Genomic DNA, 20,416 nt, shown 5'->3' with positions numbered 1-20,416 from the left:
AGGTGTCCGGAACGCGTGCGAGGTCGGGCGGGGCGGTCAGCCCGGCAGGGCCTCGGCGAGGCGGCGGGTCAGCGGGTCCGGGCCGTCCCAGCGCGCGACGGTGCGGCCGTCGCCGTCGACCCGGCGCACCCACTGCACCCCGCGCAGCGCGTTGACCAGCAGGAACCCGTCGGCCTCGGCGAGCGCGGCCAGGGGCAGCCGCGCGATGCGCACGGCGTCGGGGCCCACCAGGTCGAGCAACGCGCGTCGGCCGGTGCCCGGGAGGATGCGGCCGTCGAGCGGGGGGACCCACAGCCGCCCCCGGTGTACGGCGGCGACGGCGGACCGCGTCGTCTCCAGCACCAGCCCCGTCGGGTCGCACAGCAGCGGCGTGCCGTCCCCACCCGCCGTCGTGGCCTCGTGGGCGTCGAGCCACCGCCGGTCGGCGAACTTGTGGGACTCGCCGTCGGCGCTGCGCCCGACGACGGCGACCACACCGCCCTGCGCGTCGAGCGGGACCGGCCCGGGCCAGGGGACCGCGCGCACCGTGACCCGCGACGGGTCGTCCGGCGCCGCCTCGACCCGGACCCGGTGGTGCCCGGCAGCCCCCGCGACGGCCGCGGCGACCTCGGCCTCGACCCGCGCGTCGAGGGGGCGGCCGGTGACCGCGAGGTAGGAGCGACGCAGCCGGGCCGCGTGCTCGCCGACCCGGTGGGCCCGGCCGTCGACGCAGGCCAGCGTCTCGAACAGGCCCGCGGCCCGGTCGGCGGGCCGTCCGACGTGCGGCCGGACCGGCCGTGGCGGGCCGTCGAGCGCGGCCAGGACCGGGGCGGCCTTGGTCAGGACCTCGCCGAACTCCTCCGCCGGGTCGGAGTCGACGGTGATGCCCCCACCGACCCCGAGCCGGCCGGTGCGGCTGCCGTCGGGCCCGGCGGGGCCGAGGTCGAGGGTGCGGATCGCGACGTTCAGCTCCAGTCCGGCCAGCGGGCTCACCCCGCCGACGGCGCCGGTGAACAGTCCGCGGTCGCCGTCCTCGCAGTCGGCGATCACCTCGCAGGCCCGGATCTTCGGCGCCCCGGTGACCGAACCCGGCGGGAACGTGGCGGTGAGCAGGTCGGCGTCGGTGACGTCCTCGCGCAGGGTCGCGTGCACCCGCGACACCAGGTGCCACACCCCCGGGTGCGGTTCGACGGCGAGCAGCCGCCCCGGCCGCACCCCGCCGGGCCGCGCCACCCGGGCGAGGTCGTTGCGCATCAGGTCGACGATCATGACGTTCTCCGCCGCGTCCTTCACCGAGGCGCCGAGCCGGGCACGTTCGGCGTCGTCGGCGTCGCCGCCGGTGCGCGGTCGGGTGCCCTTGATCGGTGCGGTGGTGACCCGGCCGCGGGCACGGCGCAGGAACAGCTCCGGGCTCGCGCCCACCGCCGCCCGCTCCGGCGTCACGACGAGCGCGGCGCGGGCGGGCGCGACCGGCTCGACGAGCCGGGCCCACGCCTCGTGCGGGTCGCCGTCGAGCCGGACCTCCAGCCGGGTCGCGATGTTGGCCTGGAAGATCTCGCCGCGCCGGATCTCGGTGACGCACCGCTCGACCGCGGCCAGGTGCGCGTCCCGGTCGGGCCACCGGGTGACCGCGATCCGGGCCGTCCGTTCCGGCGCCGGTCGGGCGAGGTCGGCGCACAGCCGCGCGTACCGGCGCTCGGCCGAGCAGGTGTCGGGGTGCACCGCGCGCGGGTGGTCGGGCAGGCCCGGCAGCGGGGCGCCGCAGGCGACCAGCGCCTCGAACCACCAGCGCTCGCCGTCGTGGCGCAGCACGTCGCGGTACCAGGACAGCGCCGCCGTCGGTCGCACGCCGGGCGGGGCATGGTCCACCAGCCCGAACCAGCCGCCCCCGACAGCCGTGTCGATGCTTGCGTCGATCCCTGCGTCGGTCCCGGTGCCGGTTCCGGTGTCCGCCCCCGCGTCCCGGGGCGCGCCCGGGGTCGCCTGCGGACTCGCGGACCGCGGCGGCGCGTCGAGCACGGCGAACGGGTCGGCCCCGGCCGGCGCGGTGAGCACGGGGTCGGTGGCGACGAGCGCCCCCCAGGACCAGCTCCCGCCGAAGGCCACCAGCCGCGGCCGGTGGGCGAGCCGGCGCACCGCCGCCGCCACCCCGGACGGCGCGACGTCCGCCGGGATCGGGACACGGTGCAGCCCGGTCCGGGCCGGTGCGGTCGAGGTCACCGGGAGAGCATGCTGATCCGCCCCCGCGCGGGGAAGGTGCCGTGACCCGGCGCACGCCTCACCCCCAGCTCTCCGGGCGCCGTGCCACGGCGTGGATCCGGTCCACCTCCCACGGGTCGAGGACCGGTGTCAGCCCGCGCAGGGCGTGCACCAGCGCGCCCTCGGTGGCGACCACGACGTCGTCGGGCCAGCGGCGCACCCGGATCGGCGCCCCGACCAGCGCGACCACCGGGCGGACCGGCGTCGAGGCGGCGGCAGGCCCGAGACGGGGGAGCAGCAGCTCACGGACCCGCTGCGCCTCGGCCCGGGCCCGCGGGACGGCGTCCGTGGCCGTCCCGGCGACGACCAGCCGCTCGCCGTCGAGCAGCAGGGAGCGGCCCCGGTGGTGGCGGGTGTCGATGACGCAGATGCCGGGCGGTCCGATCAGGACGTGGTCGAGATCGGCGGCGCCGCCGTCGAGCGGGACCGAGTGCAGGACCTGCCACGCCGCGGGCCTGCCGAGCAGCCGGTCCCGTCGGGTCCGCCCGGTCAGCGCGGTCAGCAGGTGCGCGGTGCGCTGCTCCCCGTCGGCTCCGAGGCGCCAGTTGCGGTCGGGGAACCCCGCGCTCCGCTGCTGCGCCGCGACGTGCCCGGCCCGCCGGCCGGGGTAGTGGCGCGCCAGGTCGAGGGCGCGGGAACGATCGGTGGTGGGTGTCGTCGAGGAGGTCGTCGTCATGGCCGGGAGTGTGCACCCGGGCACCGACAGGAATTGGTGCCCGCCGGTACCGTCGCGGTGGGGTGGTGCAGCCATGAACGGTGTGGACCCGCGGTTCGAGTCGCCGGTCGACCGGGCGATCCGGGAGGCCGTCGAGCGGGGCGACTTCGACGACCTGCCCGGCAAGGGCAAGCCGTTGCCCGGCGCGGGACGGATCGGCCCGGTCGACGAGAACTGGTGGATCCGCGGCTACCTGGAGCGGGAGGGCGTCCCGGGTGACGCGCTGCTCCCGCCGTCGCTCCAGCTGCGCAAGGAGCTGGACCGGATCGACGAGACCGTCACCCGCTTCGTCGACGAGCGCCGCGTGCGCGAGCACGTCGAGGAGGTCAACTCCCGGGTCGTCGACCACATGCGCCACCCGATGGGCCCGCGCGTCCCGATCCGCAGGCTCGACGCCGACGAGGTCGTCGCGCGGTGGCACGCGGCCCGGGAGCGCCGCCGCGCCGCCGCCCGGCCCGCCACGGTGGGGCCCGGCACCGGGTCGGAGCCCGGAAGACGGTCCCGCGGCTGGTGGGCCCGCCTGTTCGGCCGCTGAGACCGTCGCTCACGGCGCCCGTCGGCCACCGGGACCGGGCCGTCGCCGGGCCCGGTCGGCGGTCCGGGCCGACGGTGAGCAGGTCCGGGCGCGGCCTCACCGGGCAGGCGCCGCCGGTGTCCGTGGTGCGAAGTGGCCGGGGGAGGCCAGCGGACGGCCGGTCTCCAGCAGCGTCTTGAGCGCGGACAGGATCGCGGGCCAGCCCTCGCCGACGTCGCGGGCGTCCCGTGCGCCCTGCTCGTCGTCGGTGAAACCGGTGTGGACGACCTGCAGCTTCACCGCCTCGTCGCCGAACGGGGAGAGCGCGAACTCGACGACGGTCGGCGGCCGCCCCGCGGCCCGTTCGGCGCGGCCGGTGAAGGTGTAGGACAGCCGGTGCGGCGGCTCGACGGCGAGGATCTCGCCGATGAAGTCGTCGTGGTCGGGGTGGACCGCCTCCAGCGGGCTCCCGACGCGCCAGTCCGAGGTCAGCTCCGCGCCGCCCCAGTACTGCATGGTGAACTCCGGCGTGGTCAGCGCCCGGAACACCTGCTCGGCGGTGCTGCGGATGTAGGTCGTGTAGACGTAGCGACGCTCACTCATCGTTCTCCTCCAGCGCCGCGCGCAGGGCGGTGACCGCCTGCACCCGGCTGCGCTCGAACTTCCCGATCCACCGGTCGTGGATCTCCTGGATGGGGACCGGGTCGAGGTGGTGGAGCTTCTCCCGGCCGCGCCGCAGGGTCGTCACCAGTCCGGCGGCCTCCAGCTGCGCGAGGTGCTTGGACACGGCCTGCCGGCTCATGTCCAACCCCTCGCACAGCGCGCCGAGCGTCGACTCACCCTGCTCGTGCAACCGGTCGAGGATGCGCCGTCGCGTCGGGTCCGCGAGTGCGCGGAAGACGGCGTCCAGGTCGGCCACGCGACCAATTATGCAACTATTTGGTTGCCTGTCAATCGTCGTCGGTCCAGGCGACCGCGAGCAGTACGTGCACCGCCCGCCCGGCCTGCTCGGCGACGGCGGTCACCGCAGTTCCTCGGGCAGCTCCTCGTCCGGTGAGACCTCCCGCTCGGCCCGCCGGGAGTGCACGAACAGGATCAGTCCCAGCCAGAACGCCGGCCCGATCGGCGCGAACAGCGGCGCCGGCCCGAGCACCGCGCCCAGGACCAGCAGGAGCAGCACGACGACGGTCACCCCGGCGTGGATTCGCAGGTTGCGCCGTGCGCGGGGGGTGAGCGGACCACGCCGGGGGTGCCGCGGCCGCGGCGGGCGGGGCAGCCCGGCGAGCAGCGGGACGAGCTCGTCGCGGGTGCGGGCGGCGTAGGCGGCGGCCTGCCGCTCGTCGGACTCGGCGAGGGTCAGCCGCCCCTCGGCGGCGGCGGTCCGCAGCCGGGCGGTGACGTGCTCGCGCTCGGAGTCGGAGGCGAGCACGGCGTCCGACCGGAGCGGAGTCGCCGGGCCCTGCGTGGCCGGTGTGGCCGGTGCCGGGGTGGTGTCCGGTCCGGGTGCGGGACGGGTGTCCGGAGTCGCTGTCATGACGGCCAGCGTCGCCGTGCCGGGGGGCGCGCGCGTCCCCCCGCGGTCGCCGATCCCGCTGCCCCCACAGGGGGAGGAGCGCCCCTCCGCGTACTCCCTCGGGGGTAGGGCACCGGTCATCGTCCGGACGACGCCCGCTGTCGGTTCCCCGGTCTACGGTGTCCCGCGTGCCCGCCGACCGACGTCCGAGGTGGGGTCCGATCGCGCGGGTCCTCGTCCCTGCCCTGGTCGTCGGCCTGCTCACCGCGGGCGGGACGGCGTTCACCGTCGCCCGCAACGCGCGGTACCCGGACCCGGGCACGACGGCGCTCCCGCTCGACGTGCTCGCCGTCGTGCTCCTCGCGGCGGGGCCGGTCGCGCTGCTGTTGCGGCACCTGGACCGGGTCGTGGCGCTCGCGGTGTGCGCGGCCGCCGTCGTCGTCTACCTGGGTCTGGGGTACCCGCTGATCGGGCCGCTGGGGTTCGCGTTCGCCGTGGCGCTGGTGTCCGCGGTCGCCGCGGGGCACCACCATCGGGCCCTCGCGGTGGTGGTCGTCGCGGCGGCGGTGCTGGCCGGGTGGCTGCTCGTGACCGGGCGGCCGATCCCGTGGCCGGCGACCGCCCCGGTGCTGGCCTGGCTGGCGGCGCTCGTCGCGGCCGGTGCCCTGTGGCGGGTGCGGCGCGAGCGCACGGCGCAGGCCCGGCGGGCCGCCGAGGCCGAACGTCGGCGCAACGCCGACGCCGAACGGCTGCGCATCGCCCAGGAGCTGCACGACGTGCTGGGCCACCACGTCTCCCTGATCAACGTGCAGGCCGGGGTCGCGCTCTACCTGATGGACGACGATCCGGAGCAGGCCCGCACCGCGCTCACCGAGATCAAGCGGGCCAGCCGCGACCTGCTGCGCGAGATGCGCTCCACCCTCGGGGTGCTGCGTGGGGTCGACGAGCAGGCCCCGCGTGCGCCCACCCCCGGTCTGGACCGGCTCGACGCGCTGCTCGACGAGGTGCGTGCCGCGGGGCTGCCGGTGCGGCGCGCCACCGAGGGGACCCCGCGGCCGTTGCCCACGGGGGTCGACCTGGCCGCGTACCGGATCGTGCAGGAGTCGCTGACCAACACGCGTCGGCACGCGGGGGCGGGCACCGCGGTGGTCACGCTGCGGTTCGGCGACGACGCGCTGGACCTGACCGTCGACGACGACGGTGCCGGCCCCGCCCCCGGCGCAGTGGACGGCACGGGGCTGACCGGCATGCGCGAGCGTGCGCGTTCGGTCGGCGGGGCGTCGGCGGCGGGGCCGGGCCCGGAGCAGGGGTTCCGGGTGCACGCCCACCTGCCCGCACCCCCGGCCGGCCCCGCCGCCGACCACCCCACGACCCCGGGAGCCGACAGGTGATCCGTGTCCTGCTCGCCGACGACCAGGCGCTCGTCCGCTCCGGGTTCCGCGCGCTGCTCGGCTCCCAGCCCGATCTGGACGTGGTCGCCGAGGCCGCCGACGGCGCGCAGGCCGTCGCCGCGGTCCGCGACCACCACCCGGACGTCGTGCTCATGGACATCCGGATGCCCGGCACCGACGGCATCACCGCGACCCGGGAGATCACCGGCGACCCGGACCTCGCCGGCACCCGGGTCGTCGTCCTGACCACGTTCACCGACGACTCCTACGTCTTCGACGCGATCCGCGGCGGTGCCAGCGGCTTCCTGGTCAAGGACTCCGAACCGGCCGACCTCATCCACGCCATCCGGGTCGTCCACAGCGGGGATGCCCTGCTCGCCCCGGCGGTCACCCGCACCCTGATCGCCGAGTTCGCGGCGCGCTCGCGGGGCGGCCCCGACGGCACCGTCCGGCTCGACGAGCTCACCGACCGCGAGCGGGAGGTCCTCGCCGAGGTCGCGGCCGGGCTGTCCAACGACGAGATCGCCGCCCGCCTGCACATGAGTCCGACGACGGCGAAGACCCACGTCAGCCGCACGATGACCAAGCTGGGTGCGCGGGACCGCGCGCAGCTGGTCGTCCTGGCCTACGAGTCGGGCCTGGTCCGCCCCGGCTGGCGCGGCTGAGAGGATCACGGGTGTGACCACCGTCTTCGTGTTCAACGGCCCGAACCTCAACCTGCTCGGGACCCGCAAGCCGGAGGTGTACGGGACGACCGTGCTCACCGACGTCGAGGCGCTGTGCCGGGAGTCGGCCGCCGCGCACCACCTCGAGCTGGACTTCCGCCAGACCAACCACGAGGGCGTCCTCGTCGACTGGATCCACGAGGCCGGTACCGCGGTGAAGCGCGGCGACGCGATCGGCCTGGTCCTCAACGCCGCCGCCTACACCCACACCTCGGTCGCGCTGCACGACGCGATCGAGGGCGCCGAGCTCCCCACGGTCGAGGTGCACATCTCCAACGTGCACGGTCGTGAGACCTTCCGGCACCACTCGTTCGTCTCGCCGGTGGCGGCCGGGATCGTCGTCGGGTTCGGCATCGACGGCTACGCGCTCGCGATCGACGGACTCGTCCGCAAGGTGCGCCCGCTGCGCGCGGTCTGACTCGTGCTGGTCGGTCTGCCGCCGCACCCCGCGCGCGGCGGAGGACCGACCGGGCTCACTCCCCGGCGACGGCCGACGGGTCCATCCACACGAACTCGAGGTGGTGGCCGTCCGGGTCGTCGATGCCGCGGCCGTACATGAAGCCGTGGTCCTCGGTCTTGCCGGACAGGGTGCCGCCGGCGGCCAGACCGGCCTCGATCAGCCGGTCGACCTCGTCGCGGCTGTCCACGCCGAAGGCGTTGATGACCTCACGGGCGGTCCGCGGGTCGGCGACGCCGGGCTGCTCGGTGAACTCCCGGAACCGGTCCTGGGTCATCACCATCACGACGATGGCGTCGCTGACGACGAACGAGGCGGTGCGCTCGTCGGAGAACTGCTCGTTCAGCCCGAAACCGAGCGCGGAGTAGAAGGCCTTCGCCGCGGCGAGGTCGGCGACCGGCAGGTTGACGAAGATCATGTTCGGCATCGCGGGCTCCTGTGTGGATCTGGCTCCGGGGGTTCCGGTGCCGTTCGAAGGGGTGGACCGCGCGCGGTGACCGGACTCATCGGTCGGCCGCCGGGAACTTCCCGCCGGGGCCGGGCAGGATCGGGGCCATGAGCGTGAAGTGGGGAATCATCGGTCCGGGCCGCATCGCCGACGCCGTCGCGCCGGACTTCGCGCACGTGCCCGGCGCCGAGCTCGTCGCCGTCGCGTCACGTTCCGCGGAACGCGGCGCGGAGTTCGCCCGCCGGCACGGGATCGAGCGGGTGCACACCGGGTACCGGGCGATCCTCGACGACCCGGACGTCGACGTCCTCTACGTCGCGACCCCGCACCCGCAGCACCGGGCGATCGCCCTGGCCGCGATCGAGGCGGGCAAGGCGCTGATGGTGGAGAAGGCGTTCACCGTCAGCTCCGTCGCGACCCGCGAGATCGCCGCGGCCGCCCGCAACCGGGGGGTGTTCGTGATGGAGGCGATGTGGACGCGGTTCTTCCCCGCCGTCGTCCGGCTGCGTGAGCTCGTCGCCGAGGGCGCGATCGGTGAGGTCCGCTCCGTGCAGGCCGACCTCGGGGTGCGCAACCGCACCGCCGACGACGACCGCTTCTTCTCCCCGGAGCTGGGCGGCGGTGCCCTGTTCGACCTCGGCGTCTACGTGGTCTCCTTCGCCCAGATGATGCTCGGCAGCCCGAGCACGGTCGCCGCGAGCGGCGCGCTCACCCCGTCCGGTGTGGACCTGGAGGAGTCGATCCTGCTCGGCTGGCCCGACGGCCGCAGCGCCGCGCTGCAGGTCAGCCTGCAGTGCGCGATGCCCGGCTCGGCCCGGGTGATCGGCACCGAGGGCTGGATCGAGGTGCCGCCGCGGTTCCACCACCCGGACCGGATCGTGGTGCACCGGCACGGCGCCGAGCCGGAGGAGCTCGTGCTGCCGGCCACCGGGCGTGGCTACAGCCACGAGATCGAGGAGGTGACCCGGCGGGTCGCGGCGGGGGAGACGGAGAGCCCGGTCATGCCGCTGGCGGACACCGTCGCCGTCCAGGACGTCATGGCCGCCGTGGCGGACCGGATCGGGATGATCCCGGAAGAGGGGCCGGCGTCCCTCTGACGGGTCGCGATGCGGTGACGGTCACCGGTCACGCGCTTTACGATCGTTGCGCCGCGGAGTAGACCGAACGGCGTGTCCGACACCACGACCACCCCCCAGCGCCGGGAGAGGACCTTTCTCGGCCACCCCGTCCAGCTCGCGACGCTCTTCGGCGTCGAGATGTTCGAGCGGTTCTCCTTCTACGGCATGCAGGGGATCCTGCTCATCTACATGTACTACTCGGCCACCCAGGGCGGCCTGGGGCTGGACGAAGGGGTGGCGGCGGGCATCGTCGGCGCCTACGGCGGCACCGTCTACCTCTCGACGATCCTCGCGGCCTGGTCCGCCGACCGGCTCTTCGGGCCCGAGCGGGTGCTGTTCGGCAGCGCCGTCTCGGTGATGGCGGGACACATCGCGCTGGCCCTGGTCCCCGGTGCGGCCGGGCTCGCGGTCGGCCTGGTGCTGGTCGCGTTCGGCAGCGGCGGGATCAAGGCGAACGCCTCGACGATCCTGGCCTCGCTCTACGGCCCGGGCGACGACCGTCGCGACGCCGGGTTCTCGATCTTCTACCTGGGCGTCAACATCGGCGCCTTCAGCGGGCCGCTGCTCACCGGCGTGCTGCAGTCGACGTGGGGCTTCCACATCGGCTTCGGCGCCGCCGCGATCGGCATGGCGATCGGACTGGTCCAGTACTGGTTCACCCGGCGCGCGCTCCCGGCGTCGGGCTGGGTCGTCCCGAACCCGCTCCCGGCCGCCACCCGGACCCGGGCCGGGATCGGCGCGGTCGTGCTGCTGGTCGTCATCGGTGTCCTGATCGCCACCGACGTGATCACCGCCGACCGGCTGAAGTGGATCGTGTTCGGAATCGTCCTGGTCGCGACCGTCTCCTACTTCACGTTGATGCTGACCAGTCCCAAGGTGGACCGCGTCGAGCGCCGCAGGGTGCTGGCGTTCGTGCCGATGTGGCTCGCCTCGGTGATGTTCTGGGCGATCTTCCAGCAGATCTTCACCGTGCTCACCATCTACGCCGACAAGCGTCTGGACCGCACGATCCTCGGCTGGGAGATGCCGGTGACCTGGGCCCAGTCGATCGAGCCGGTCTTCGTGATCCTGCTCGCCGGTGTCTACGCGACGGTGTGGACCGTGCTCGGGCCGCGCCAGCCGTCGTCGCCGATGAAGATGGCGATCGGCACCGTCGTCATCGGCTTCGCGGTCCTGCTGTTCGTGCCGTTCGCGGGCACCGGGGCGAACGGCACGCCGCTGCTCGCGCTCGTCGGGATCCTGCTGGTGTTCTGTCTGGCGGAGCTGTTCACCTCCCCGGTCGGGCAGTCGCTGTCGACCAAGCTGGCGCCGCAGGCGTTCCAGACCCAGATGGTGGCGCTGTTCTTCCTGTCGGTCTCGATGGGCACGGTGCTCTCCGGCCTGCTGGCCGAGCTCTACAGCGAGGCCGCCGAGGCGGCCTACTTCGGCATCACCGGCGTGACGGCGATCGTGGTCGGCCTCGTCGTCGTCGCGCTCGTGCCGAAGCTGAAGGTGCTGATGGAGGGCGTCCGCTAGGTCCTGATCGAACACCGGTTCGATCCGTCCCCAGCTGTGCACAGCCCTGTGGACAACTCCGGTGGGTCACCGACGACGGGTGCGCCGGACCGTCGGTGAGTCCATCGTGTCGCCGGCCATCTCCCGGGCGATCCGCACGACGTGCGCGCGGATGTCCGGGGGCTGGTCGGCGATCCGCAGCGCCAGCATCTCCAGCACCGAGGCCAGCCCGAACGCGATCTCGGGACGGCTGAGCCCGGCGTAGTGCGCCTGCACGGCCTCGTGTCGCAGGGCCGCCGCGGCGGCGAGCACCGTCTCGCGGTCGGTGCGCAGGGCGGCCAGTCGCTGTCGTTCGTGGATGTTCATGCTCCCCCGGTCGTCGTCGCGGAGCCGTCGCGGACGACGGCCGGTCCGCACCCGGGGGAGCGGGCGCGGCGACCAGCGTGCCCCGCCCTCCCCGGCCGGCGCCAGGCGGGTCCCCGAGATGTCGCACACACGTTCGACTCAGAGCAGCAGCAGGGCCACGCCGAGTGTCGAGACCGCTCCCCGGAGGTGGTTCGCGGCGCTCCAGCGCGGGGCGAAGGCGGCCCAGTCGCCGTCGCGCTCCAGGGCGTTGTTGAGCGGGATGTTCACCGCGGCGGTCACGACGAAGCCGGCCAGCACCGCGACCCCGCCGGCGATCCGCAGCGGCTGCCCGCCGAGCACCCCGGCCACCGTCACCGCGCAGGCGAGCAGCGCTGTGCCGGCGAACAGTGTCCCGAACAGCGGATTCACGATCGCCCGGTTCACCCCGCGCATCACCGCGACCGCCTCCGCCGCGGGACGACGGCGCAGGGCGGGCAGCACCGCGACCGAGAACGCCAGGTAGATCCCGCCGAGCAGACCCGCCCCGGTGGCGGCGGCGCCGTCGAGGAACCCGGTCATCCCGCCACCCCCGCCGCCCACTGCTCGACGGTCAGCACGTCGTCGACGGCGCCCCGCGGCTCGTGCGCGCGGATCTCCCCGCGGTTGAACGCCCGGTTCATCGCGACGTGCAGCCGCGCCCCGTCCGCCGGCATCCCGGCCCCGCGCAGCAGCTGCTCCATCTCCTCGTCCGGGACGCGCACGTAGGTCAGGTCGGGCAGGCCCAGCGCGGGCCCGAGCGCGGCGACGACCTCGGGCACCGTCCGGTCCGCCGCGCCCTGCACTTCGACGACCTCCGGTGCGTCCGGGGCGAGCAGCGCCGCGGCGGTGGCCCGTCCGACGTCGCGGGTGGCGACCATCGGCAGCGCGACGTCGGGGTCCACGGAGTCCGCGTGCACCCCGTGCGCCCGCATGGCGGCGAGCGACCACAGGAACGACTCCAGGAACAGGCCCGGCCGGACCCGGGTGACGTGGGCGTCGAGCGTCGCCACCCGGGCCTCCTGGTCGTGCAGGCTGCCCAGGTAGCCGGTCACGGCGAGGTCCGGGCCGCCCGGGACCTCCGCCCCGAGCGAGCTCAGCGCGACGACCCGGGGCACGGCCGCGTCGCGCAGCGCGGCGACGACGGACTCCCCGAGCCGGGCCTGGTGGGCGGCGTGGTCGGGCGCGGTGACCTCGAAGGGCAGCAGCACGAAGGCGGCGGCCGCTCCGTCGAACGCCCGGCGCAGGAACGCCCGGTCGCCGAGGTCGCCCGGCCACGGCCGCACCCCCGGCGCGGCGACGGCCGGGCGGCGGGCGACGGCACGGACGTCCACCCCGGCCGCGGTCAGCTCCCGGACGACCTGTGCTCCCACGTTCCCGGTCGCCCCCAGCACGGTGATCATGTCGAACTCCTCTCGTCGGTGTCCGTCCACGATTACCGCCGACGAGCGGACGCAGAATGGCTGTGTGTCCACAGATGATGCTCATCCGTCCACAGCTGGGGATGAGCTGTGGACGAACTGTCATGCTGTGCACCGTGTCCACCGCGCCGCCGTTCCCGGCCGCCGACCCGCTCGGGGAGGCGCTGCACGTGCTGCGCATGGACGGCGTCTTCTACTGCCGCTCCGAGCTCGGCGAACCGTGGGGGATGACGCTGCCGGCGACGCCGGGCTGTCTCTGGTTCCACGTCGTCACCTCCGGCGGATGCCGGCTGACCGTCGACGGCGCTGCCGACGGCGCTGCCGGCGGGACGGCGGGCGGGACCGACCGCGAGCTGCGGCCCGGTGAGCTCGTCGTCGTGCCGCGGGGGACCGGGCACGCGCTGCGCAGCGCGCCCGGCGTGCTCGCTCCGGACATCCGGTCGATCCCGCACCCGATGCTCGACGGGCGCTACGCCCTGCTCCGGCACGGCGGCGACGGTCCGGTGACCCGGATGGTGTGCGGCGCGGTCCGGTTCTCCCACCCCGCCGCGGGCGACCTCGTCGCGAGCCTGCCCGACCTCGTCCGGGTCGAGCCGTCGCCGATCGGGGACCGGGTGCAGGACACGCTGCGGCTGCTGGCCGCGGAGGTCGAGCACGGTGGCCCCGGCAGCGACGCGGTGATCACCCGGCTGGCCGACGTCCTGGTCCTGCAGGCGGTGCGCGGCCGGCTGCAGGCCGACGCGGCCACCCGCACCGGCTGGCTCGGGGCGCTCGCCGACGACCGGATCGGTCGCGCGCTCGCCGCGGTGCACCGCGAGCCGGAGCGGGACTGGACCGTCGCCGCGCTCGCCGCGACGGCGGCCATGTCGCGCTCGGCGTTCTCCGCCCGGTTCACCGAGCTCGTCGGCGAGCCCGCGATGAGCTACGTGACCCGGTGGCGGATGCACGCGGCCGCCGAATTCCTGTCAGGGGGGAGTGGGACGGTGGCGCAGGCGGCCCACCGGTTCGGCTACCGCTCCGAGGCGGCGTTCGCGCGGGCCTTCGCCCGCGTCGTGGGGGAACCCGCCGGACGGGTGCGCCGACACGGGCTCGCAGGCACGGCCGATGCCCTGGCCGCTTTCCGAACCTGACCCCGGACCCTCGCACACACGTTCGACACAGGCCTGCTACGCTGCGACGACGCCGCCAGGAGAGGAGCAGTGCATCGAGTCGATCGTCTCGTATCCGGATCTCTCGCGACCGTCCTAGACGGCGGTATGCGGTGGCATGTGCGCGTGTCGATGCCGCCGTATGGGGCTGTCTAGCTCATGGACGAGAGAGCGGTACAGAGTTGGATCGACGGTCGATGTGCTCGTCTGCGCTTCTCTCGGACTGATCCGAGACAGGGCTAGAGGGCGCTACGTGTGCCCGCGCGCTCGGGTCGTCTGCGGCTCTCTAGTGCGGGCGCGAGACGACCGGAGAGAGCCCGAGGTGCCGTCGACCGAGCCGGCCGCGTGACGATCTGCGTCCGGGGGCACCGGCCGGGGCCGTGGCAGGGTGGGCCCATGAGCGGTGTGGCGGTGGTGACCGGGGCCGGGTCGGGCATCGGCAAGGCGGTGACCCGCGGTCTGCTCGACGCCGGCTGGCGGGTCGCGCTGGCCGGTCGTCGGCGCGAGGCACTGACCGAGGTCGCGGCGGGCCGCGACGGGACGCTCGTCGTCCCCACCGACGTCACCGACCCCCGGTCGGTCGAGGCCCTGTTCGCGGCGGTGCACGAGCGCTGGGGTCGGGTCGACCTGCTGGTCAACAACGCCGGCACGTTCGGCGCGGGCGGCACCGTCGACGAGATCTCCGTCGACGACTGGAACGCGGCCGTCGCGGTCAACCTCACCGGCTCGTTCCTCTGCGCCCGGGCGGCGTTCGGGGCGATGCGCGGACAGGACCCGCAGGGCGGCCGGATCATCAACAACGGCTCGATCTCCGCGCACGTCCCCCGGCCGGGCAGCGCGCCCTACACCGCCACCAAGCACGCGATCACCGGGCTGACCAAGTCGCTCTCCCTCGACGGCCGTCCGTTCGGCATCGCCTGCGGGCAGATCGACATCGGCAACGCGGCCACCGAGATGACCGCGGGCATCGCCACCGGCGCGAAGCAGGCCGACGGCTCGGTCCGGCCCGAGCCCACCTTCGACGTCCGGCACGTCGCCGACGCCGTGGTCTCCATGGCCGGCCTCCCCCTGGAGGCGAACGTGCAGTTCCTGACGATCGCCGCGACGACGATGCCCTGGCTCGCCCGCGGCTGAGGATCGTCTCGTTCTGAGACTTCCGTCACCCCGTGTCGCGGGGGACACTGGGCAGATGACCCGGACGATGCACGTCCTGCGCCTGATCGTGCACGCCAGATCACGCCAGCCGGTGCTGCTGCTCGGCGAGGCCGACGGCGACCGCTGCGTGCCGGTGTTCCTGCGGCCGCCGCAGGCCGAGGTCATCGCCGTCGGTCCGCGGGACGACGAGGGCACCCCCCTCACCCAGGACGTGCTGCTCCCGGCCGTCGAGGCGCTCGGGCGCACCCTGGAACGGGTGGAGATCTCCGACCTCGTCGACGGCGTCTACACCGCCGAGCTGGTCTTCGACGGCGACACCAGGCTGGTGGTGCGCCCCTCGGACGCGTTGGCGCTGGCCGTGCGCGAGGGGCTGCCGATCGGGATGGCCGAGCACGTCCTCGACGAGGTCGGCCAGGCCGTCGACGACGTCCTGCCCCCCGACGGCGACGACACCACCGGCGCCGCCGCACAGGCCCGCGCCGCCACCGCCGGTCCGGCGGACGCCCCACCGGAGCAGCAGATGCAGGAGTTCCGGGAGTTCATCGACGAGGTGTCTCCGGAGGACTTCCGCTAGGGCGCGTCACCGCGCGCGTGGTCGGGTGACGATGCGGCGCGACACCTGCGGGGCGGGCGTCACACGAGCCGGCCGAGTACCTCGGCCGCGGCCACCGCCATACGGTCCAGGCCCTCGTCGCCGGGGTGCAGGTGGTCCCCGCTGTCGAAGCGCGGGTCGAGCGCGACCGAACCCGGCCCGGCGCTCAGTGCGGCGTCGAAGTCGACCACGGTGCGCCCGCTGCCGGGGCCACGGATCCACGCGTTCACCTCGGCACGGCACAGCTCACGCCGGCGGTCGAAACCCTCGGCGCCGTCGAACGGCGTCAGTGTCGCCAGCACCACCGGCAGGCCCGCGTCGTCGGCGCGGCTCGCGATCCCGTCCAGCGCCCGGATCAGCTGCCCGGCGGTCGGCAGCTGGTCCGCGGGGGCCATCGTCCCCGGATGGCCGAGATCGTTGACCCCGAGTGCGACGACGAGGTGGGTCCGGCCGGCGGTCGCGAGCACGTCCCGGTCGAACCGGGTCCGGCCGGCCGCCCCGAAGAGCGGCCCGAAGGGACCGGCCCCGTCGAGCCGGAGCCGGTTCCCGGCGATGCCCCGGTTGACGACCGCGACCTGCCGGTCCCGCAGCCGTCGTGCCGTGCGCTCGGGCCATCCCGCGGCGGTGATCGAGTCCCCCAGACAGACCACGACCGGTGCGGGGACGGTGCGGAGCACGTCGACGCCGCGCAGCAACGGCGCGGGCAGGTCCATCTCGGAACCGTCGGGCAGCGCCAGCACCGGGGTGTCCCGGCCGGGGAACTCGTCGGCCCCCGCGTGGTTGCCGGGCGCGGACGGACGCCACGTCGCGGTGGACACGTTCGCGGTCGCGTACCGCCAGGTGTCCGGCAGGTACAGGTCCACCTCGACCGTGTCGCCGGCGAGGACCGCGAGATCCACGGGATCGCAGGTGAGGTCCTCCCCGGCGGGGACCTCCACCGCGGGCTGCCCGCCGAAACGCATCGGGCCGGCGCGCCCGGCCACCCGCACCGCGGCCCGGCCGATGTGCAGGGGGGCCGTCCCGAAGCGGTTGCTCAGGCTCACCCGAAGCCGGTCACCACCGACGCCCGCCTCCACCACGATCCGCACCGTCACGTCGCGGAGCTCGAGGTCGGCCACCCCCACGTCGGTGACGGCCTGCGTCCAGCTCGCGGTCCAGGCCGGGCTCACGATCCCGCGTCCCGGGACGCGGCGGCCCGCGGGTTCCATGCCCCGCGGGCGACGGCGGGGACGAAGTCCGCGAGGTCGTCCTCCAGCGAGACGGTGCGGCCCTGTTCGGCCGAGGCGTAGGCCGCCATCAGCAGTCGCACGACCTCCAGTCCGTTGGCGAGGGACTCCGGGGGCTGCTCGCCGCGCAGGAACGCCGTCGCGAAGGTCGCGTTCTCCGCGGTGTAGCCGTAGCTCGCCGACTCGTCGGGGACGATCGGCATGAGACCCTGCTCAGCGTTCTGCTTCTCCAGCAGGTCCTCGCCGCGGTCCTGCTCCAGCCTGCGGGACAGGAAGACCTTGGCCTCGGTGTCGAGGGTGTCGGCGGACATCGAGTACTCGGGGCCGAGCATCTCGAACGACAGCCGCAGCCCCGCGCCGACGTAGCTCCACGAGGTGGTGGCCTCGACGACCACGGGCTCGCCGTCACCGTTGCGGAACTCGAAGACGGCGTGCGCGTAGTCCTCCGACGGCGTATGCCGGTAGTCGGGGACGCCCGGGTACCGCTCCAGCAGCTCGGTGGCGTAGCGGGCGCGGCCCCACTTGAGGGAGGCGATCGAGGCCGACACCGAGACCGGGGTGAGCCATGTCGCCGGGTCGGTCCCGGGCGGGGTGAGCAGGTAGCGGCCGGCCTCGACGGAGTGGCACATCATGTCGCTGAGCACGCCGCCCCCCTCCTGCTCGCCGTTCCAGAACCAGGTGCTGTGCGGGCCGGAGTGCTCCTCGGCCGCGCGTGCCAGGTAGGGCGTCCCCGCCGCCGGGACCGCCCGGCCCCAGACCAGCGCGTGCGAGCGGACGATGGCCGGTGCGAACACCTGGTTCTCCAGGTAGCCGTGCAGCAGACCGGCGCCGGTCACGAGCGCCAGCACCTCGGCTGCCTCGGCCACCGTGCGCCCGAGCGGCTTCTCGATCGCGATCCCACGCAGCTGCGCCCGCCCCGCGCTCACCTCCTCGCAGATCGCGCGGACGACCTCGAGCCGGGCGTGGTTGGGTACCAGCACCCAGACTGCGTCGACCCGGGGGTCCCGGACGAGTGCGGCGACGTCGTCGTAGGCGGTGACGGCGGACCCGACGCCGAGCACCTCGGCCTCCCGGGCGAGCGCCTCGGCCGAGGTGAGGCTGCGTGAGGCGGTGGCGACGACGTCGCCGTCGCGGACGCCCTGCCACGACCGGACGTGGAAGCGGCCGATGAATCCGGCGCCGACGATGCCGACGCCCAGTGTCGTACGGGTGGCCATGACGTGCTCCTTCGTGGTTCGGGGTCGCCCGGTCTACGCCGTGGCCGCGGGGGTGGCGCTGCGGGTCGAGGTCAGGCTCCGGGCGATCGCGGTCGCGGCCCGCCACGCCAGCGCCACCGTCGTCAGCGTCGGGTTGGACGCGGTCGAGGTGGGGATGACGCCGTTGCCGCCGACGTGGAGGTTGTCGACGCCCCAGACCCGCAGCCACGGGTCGCAGACCGACGAGCCGTCGTCGGCCTCGCCCATCCGGACGGTCCCCTGGTAGTGCAGTGAGGACCCGCCGGCGGCGAGCGCCGGGGGTTCGTGCAGCGTGCCGATCCGGCGTGCCGCGCGGACCGAGTTGGTCGTCATCTGCTCGATCGTCGCCCGGTCCCGGTCGGTGTGGGAGTAGCGGATCCGCATCCGCGGCATGCCGTAGAAGTCGGTCTCGGTGTCGCTGAACTCGACGGTGTCGGTGGCGCGGAGGTCCTTCGCCCCGTACCAGGCCAGGACCGCGAGCCGGGCGGAGGCGCCGGCGCCGTCGGTCGGGTCGCCGCCGCCCAGGCTCATCCGGTAGGCGGAGTTCGCGAGCAGCATCACCCCGCCCTGCATGGGGCGGGCGTCGGAGAACGGCGTCAGCACCGAGCGGACGTTGCGGGGCTCGGGCGGGAACAGCGCCGGGTCGAACTCGTCGGCCAGGGACACGAACGAGGTCACCTGGAAGTGCTCGTTGAGGTAGCGCCCGAGGGCGGCCGGGCGGATGCCCGAGGCGTACAGGACCTGCGGCGTGCGCAGCCCGTCGGCACACACGACGACGTGCCGGGCCCGGACCTCGTAGGTCCGTCCCGACCGTCGGTCCTCCAGCACCGCGCCCACCGCGGTGCCGTTCTCCACGAGCACCCGCCGAGCCAGGGTCTCGGTCCGCAGCTCGAAGCCGGGCACCGTGGCCTCGAGGTCGCCCAGGATGCTGCCGGTCCCGCTGAACCGCAGCGTGTCGCCCTCCCAATGGGTGGCGGTCGGCATGAACCCGGTCGGGGTCAGCCCTGGCCCGTCGAACTCCTCGGCCAGCGCCGACCGGACCGCTTCGGGCAGCCCGTGGCCCGGCGTCGGCGGGGTCGTGGCGCCCAGCAGCCGCTCGGCGTGGTCGAGGGCGGCGTCCATCTCGGCGGCGGGCACGAACGGGATGCGTTCGGACTGCTGCGGGCGGGGGCTCGAGGTGCCCCAGTGGATCCCCATCCCCCCGACCCCGCTGGCCATGCTGGCCGCGGGCAGCCCGACCTCGCCCGGGGCGGGGGACGGCCGTGGGTCGGCGAAGAACAGGCCCGGCAGGATGGTGTGCCGGAACTCCAGGCTGGGGTCGATGCCGTCGGCGACGTCGGACAACGCCGCCGCCCGCTCGACGCCGGTGTCCGGGCCCTGGGTGAGCAGCTGGGCCGCGGCCCGGTCGTCGTCGGACATGTTCTGGGTGTGGTCGCCGCGGGCGCCGGGGACGGCCGGTCCGACCTCGACCATCAGGATCCGAGCCGTGGGGACGGCGTCCCCGATGGTCCGGGCGTAGGTGGAGCCGGCAGGGCCGCTCCCGATCACGAGCACGTCGACCCGGGGGTCGTCGGCGTCGATGGAGGTCATCTCGGTCCTCTGCGAGGTCGGTGGGGTGGGCCGGTGCGGGTCAGCGGGTGGTGGCGAACGCCGCGGCGGTCAGGTCGAGCACCTGCCGGGTCCTGGCCCACGGGTCGCCGCCGGTGCCCTCGTACTCGACCGTCAACGGGCCCCGGTAGCCGTGCCGGGCGAGGATCGCGAACGCCCGCGGGAGGTCGACGAGCCCGACGGACCCGTCGTCGTCGACGGCGTGGGCCTTGACGTGGACGAGCTCGGCACGCCCGGCGAGCGCCTCGATCCCCCGGTACACGGGTTCGAGCGCGGCGCTCCCGCGCAGCGGCAGCGGCGGGCTGTCCGGGTCACCGGTGAGCGCGGCCGTCATCGGCCCCGTGATCACGTCGAAGTTCCCCAGGTCGAGCAGCAGGCCCAGGTTCTCCTGCCCGACGGCGTCGAGCAGCCGGGTCATCCAGACGGCGTTGCTGGACGGTCCGCCGTGGTTCTCCACGAGCAGCCGCACGCCCCGGTCACGGGCGTGGGCGCCGAGCACGGACAGCGCGTCGACCAGGTGCTCCGGCGGGGTGATCCCGTGGTTCGGGCTCAGCGGCGAGCCGGGGTTCACCCGGACGAAGGTCGAGCCCAGTGCCGCGCACCGGTCGATCCAGGTCGTCAGGGTCGCGACGTCGTCGGCACGCCGGACGGGGTCCTCGGTGAGCAGGTCGCCGACGTCGACGGCCACGTTGAGCAACCGCGTGCCGGCGGCCGCCGCCTCCGCGGCGAACCGGTCGAGCCGGGGGTCCTCCGGGCCGGTGAACTGGAACGCCACCGTCTCCACCCCCGCGACGCCGAACCGGGCGGCCGCCAGACGGGGGAACTCGGCGATGTCGAACAGCGCCGGGAAGTCGGTGCTGAACCGGATCTCGCGCCCCTCGGGAGCGACGACGGTGAGGTCGATCGGTCCGAGCTGCTCACGCAGGCTGAAGGACGACACGGACAGGATGCTCATCGGGTTTCCTCTCGTGGGGGCCCGTCATGCCGGCCTGCTCGCTGCAGGCGAGTCCCCGTGCAGAGCCGAGCTATGAGTAGTG

22 protein-coding genes are annotated in these 20,416 nt (G+C 74.7%); 9 read left to right on the top strand and 13 right to left on the bottom strand.

What is annotated here, in order from left to right; all coding sequences use genetic code 11:
- Positions 1-36: 36 nt before the first annotated feature.
- Positions 37-2,199, bottom strand: coding sequence for a chorismate-binding protein (locus tag Ae331Ps2_RS08860; RefSeq protein ID WP_083695373.1), 2,163 nt, complete (start codon positions 2,197-2,199; stop codon positions 37-39).
- A gap of 58 nt (positions 2,200-2,257) precedes the next feature.
- Positions 2,258-2,914 carry a nuclease-related domain-containing protein gene (locus Ae331Ps2_RS08855; RefSeq protein ID WP_075309565.1) on the bottom strand — a complete coding sequence of 219 codons (657 nt, stop codon included), beginning with the start codon at positions 2,912-2,914 and terminating at the stop codon, positions 2,258-2,260.
- 73 nt (positions 2,915-2,987) lie between these two features.
- Between Ae331Ps2_RS08855 and Ae331Ps2_RS08850 the strand changes: the two genes are divergently transcribed.
- Positions 2,988-3,488, top strand: a complete 501-nt coding sequence (locus Ae331Ps2_RS08850) for a DUF1992 domain-containing protein (RefSeq protein WP_075309567.1) — start codon at positions 2,988-2,990, stop codon at positions 3,486-3,488.
- Between the two features lie 96 nt (positions 3,489-3,584).
- On the opposite strand, the gene Ae331Ps2_RS34185 is transcribed toward Ae331Ps2_RS08850, so the two are convergent.
- The 3 genes from Ae331Ps2_RS34185 to Ae331Ps2_RS08835 form a co-directional block, all read right to left on the bottom strand.
- A complete protein-coding gene (locus tag Ae331Ps2_RS34185) occupies positions 3,585-4,070 on the bottom strand; it encodes an SRPBCC family protein (RefSeq protein WP_075309569.1) in 486 nt (161 codons plus the stop codon).
- A complete protein-coding gene (locus Ae331Ps2_RS34180) occupies positions 4,063-4,386 on the bottom strand; it encodes a helix-turn-helix transcriptional regulator (RefSeq protein ID WP_075309571.1) in 324 nt (107 codons plus the stop codon). The genes Ae331Ps2_RS34185 and Ae331Ps2_RS34180 overlap by 8 nt, the downstream gene beginning before the upstream one ends.
- 102 nt (positions 4,387-4,488) lie before the next feature.
- Positions 4,489-5,001, bottom strand: a complete 513-nt coding sequence (locus tag Ae331Ps2_RS08835; protein ID WP_083695370.1) for a DUF1707 domain-containing protein — start codon at positions 4,999-5,001, stop codon at positions 4,489-4,491.
- Between the two features lie 167 nt (positions 5,002-5,168).
- On the opposite strand from Ae331Ps2_RS08835, the gene Ae331Ps2_RS08830 reads away from it, so the two are divergent.
- The 3 genes from Ae331Ps2_RS08830 to aroQ are packed head-to-tail and all read left to right on the top strand — an operon-like array spanning position 5,169 to position 7,514.
- Entirely contained in the window at positions 5,169-6,371 is a 1,203-nt protein-coding gene (locus tag Ae331Ps2_RS08830; protein ID WP_170918306.1) for a sensor histidine kinase, read from the top strand.
- Entirely contained in the window at positions 6,368-7,036 is a 669-nt protein-coding gene (locus Ae331Ps2_RS08825; protein ID WP_075309575.1) for a response regulator transcription factor, read from the top strand. The genes Ae331Ps2_RS08830 and Ae331Ps2_RS08825 overlap by 4 nt, the downstream gene beginning before the upstream one ends.
- Before the next feature lie 4 nt (positions 7,037-7,040).
- Positions 7,041-7,514: a type II 3-dehydroquinate dehydratase gene (gene aroQ, locus Ae331Ps2_RS08820; RefSeq protein WP_198932352.1), complete on the top strand. Its 474-nt coding sequence runs from the start codon at positions 7,041-7,043 to the stop codon at positions 7,512-7,514.
- 55 nt (positions 7,515-7,569) lie between these two features.
- Here the strand turns inward: aroQ and Ae331Ps2_RS08815 are convergent, their stop codons facing one another.
- A complete protein-coding gene (locus Ae331Ps2_RS08815) occupies positions 7,570-7,980 on the bottom strand; it encodes a VOC family protein (protein WP_020622320.1) in 411 nt (136 codons plus the stop codon).
- 128 nt (positions 7,981-8,108) lie between these two features.
- Here Ae331Ps2_RS08815 and Ae331Ps2_RS08810 point away from each other — a divergent pair, with 128 nt between their 5' ends.
- Entirely contained in the window at positions 8,109-9,098 is a 990-nt protein-coding gene (locus Ae331Ps2_RS08810; RefSeq protein WP_075309577.1) for a Gfo/Idh/MocA family protein, read from the top strand.
- A 72-nt stretch (positions 9,099-9,170) separates the two neighbouring features.
- The gene (locus tag Ae331Ps2_RS08805) at positions 9,171-10,634 is read left to right on the top strand and encodes a peptide MFS transporter (RefSeq protein ID WP_020622318.1); all 1,464 of its coding nucleotides are present in this window, start codon (positions 9,171-9,173) and stop codon (positions 10,632-10,634) included.
- 66 nt (positions 10,635-10,700) lie between these two features.
- Here the strand turns inward: Ae331Ps2_RS08805 and Ae331Ps2_RS08800 are convergent, their stop codons facing one another.
- From Ae331Ps2_RS08800 to Ae331Ps2_RS08790, 3 genes are read right to left on the bottom strand one after another with little or no spacing between them, the layout of a single operon-like run.
- The gene (locus Ae331Ps2_RS08800) at positions 10,701-11,108 is read right to left on the bottom strand and encodes a hypothetical protein (RefSeq protein ID WP_060713987.1); all 408 of its coding nucleotides are present in this window, start codon (positions 11,106-11,108) and stop codon (positions 10,701-10,703) included.
- A 9-nt stretch (positions 11,109-11,117) separates the two neighbouring features.
- The gene (locus Ae331Ps2_RS08795) at positions 11,118-11,537 is read right to left on the bottom strand and encodes a DUF1772 domain-containing protein (RefSeq protein ID WP_075312671.1); all 420 of its coding nucleotides are present in this window, start codon (positions 11,535-11,537) and stop codon (positions 11,118-11,120) included.
- Positions 11,534-12,397 carry an NmrA family NAD(P)-binding protein gene (locus tag Ae331Ps2_RS08790; protein ID WP_075309579.1) on the bottom strand — a complete coding sequence of 288 codons (864 nt, stop codon included), beginning with the start codon at positions 12,395-12,397 and terminating at the stop codon, positions 11,534-11,536. Before Ae331Ps2_RS08790 ends, Ae331Ps2_RS08795 begins: the two co-directional genes overlap by 4 nt.
- 134 nt (positions 12,398-12,531) lie before the next feature.
- Here Ae331Ps2_RS08790 and Ae331Ps2_RS08785 point away from each other — a divergent pair, with 134 nt between their 5' ends.
- From Ae331Ps2_RS08785 to Ae331Ps2_RS08775, 3 genes are all read left to right on the top strand, one after another.
- The gene (locus tag Ae331Ps2_RS08785) at positions 12,532-13,545 is read left to right on the top strand and encodes a cupin domain-containing protein (protein ID WP_083696222.1); all 1,014 of its coding nucleotides are present in this window, start codon (positions 12,532-12,534) and stop codon (positions 13,543-13,545) included.
- A gap of 414 nt (positions 13,546-13,959) precedes the next feature.
- Complete coding sequence (locus Ae331Ps2_RS08780) at positions 13,960-14,697, top strand: SDR family oxidoreductase (protein WP_075309583.1); 738 nt, start codon at positions 13,960-13,962, stop codon at positions 14,695-14,697.
- Positions 14,698-14,752: 55 nt separating this feature from the next.
- Positions 14,753-15,292, top strand: coding sequence for a bifunctional nuclease family protein (locus Ae331Ps2_RS08775; RefSeq protein WP_083695369.1), 540 nt, complete (start codon positions 14,753-14,755; stop codon positions 15,290-15,292).
- A gap of 59 nt (positions 15,293-15,351) precedes the next feature.
- On the opposite strand, the gene Ae331Ps2_RS08770 is transcribed toward Ae331Ps2_RS08775, so the two are convergent.
- From Ae331Ps2_RS08770 to Ae331Ps2_RS08755, 4 genes are read right to left on the bottom strand one after another with little or no spacing between them, the layout of a single operon-like run.
- Entirely contained in the window at positions 15,352-16,479 is a 1,128-nt protein-coding gene (locus Ae331Ps2_RS08770; protein ID WP_075312675.1) for a GDSL-type esterase/lipase family protein, read from the bottom strand.
- Entirely contained in the window at positions 16,476-17,753 is a 1,278-nt protein-coding gene (locus tag Ae331Ps2_RS08765) for a Gfo/Idh/MocA family protein (RefSeq protein ID WP_075309585.1), read from the bottom strand. Before Ae331Ps2_RS08765 ends, Ae331Ps2_RS08770 begins: the two co-directional genes overlap by 4 nt.
- 33 nt (positions 17,754-17,786) lie before the next feature.
- Positions 17,787-19,361, bottom strand: a complete 1,575-nt coding sequence (locus Ae331Ps2_RS08760) for a GMC oxidoreductase (RefSeq protein WP_075309587.1) — start codon at positions 19,359-19,361, stop codon at positions 17,787-17,789.
- Positions 19,362-19,401: 40 nt separating this feature from the next.
- Complete coding sequence (locus Ae331Ps2_RS08755; protein ID WP_075309589.1) at positions 19,402-20,334, bottom strand: sugar phosphate isomerase/epimerase; 933 nt, start codon at positions 20,332-20,334, stop codon at positions 19,402-19,404.
- Between the last annotated feature and the right edge of the window lie 82 nt (positions 20,335-20,416).

Origin of the sequence: Pseudonocardia sp. Ae331_Ps2 (genome assembly GCF_001932405.1) — a bacterium.
GTDB lineage: Bacteria > Actinomycetota > Actinomycetes > Mycobacteriales > Pseudonocardiaceae > Pseudonocardia.
This window is presented reverse-complemented; position numbering and strand designations above follow the sequence as displayed.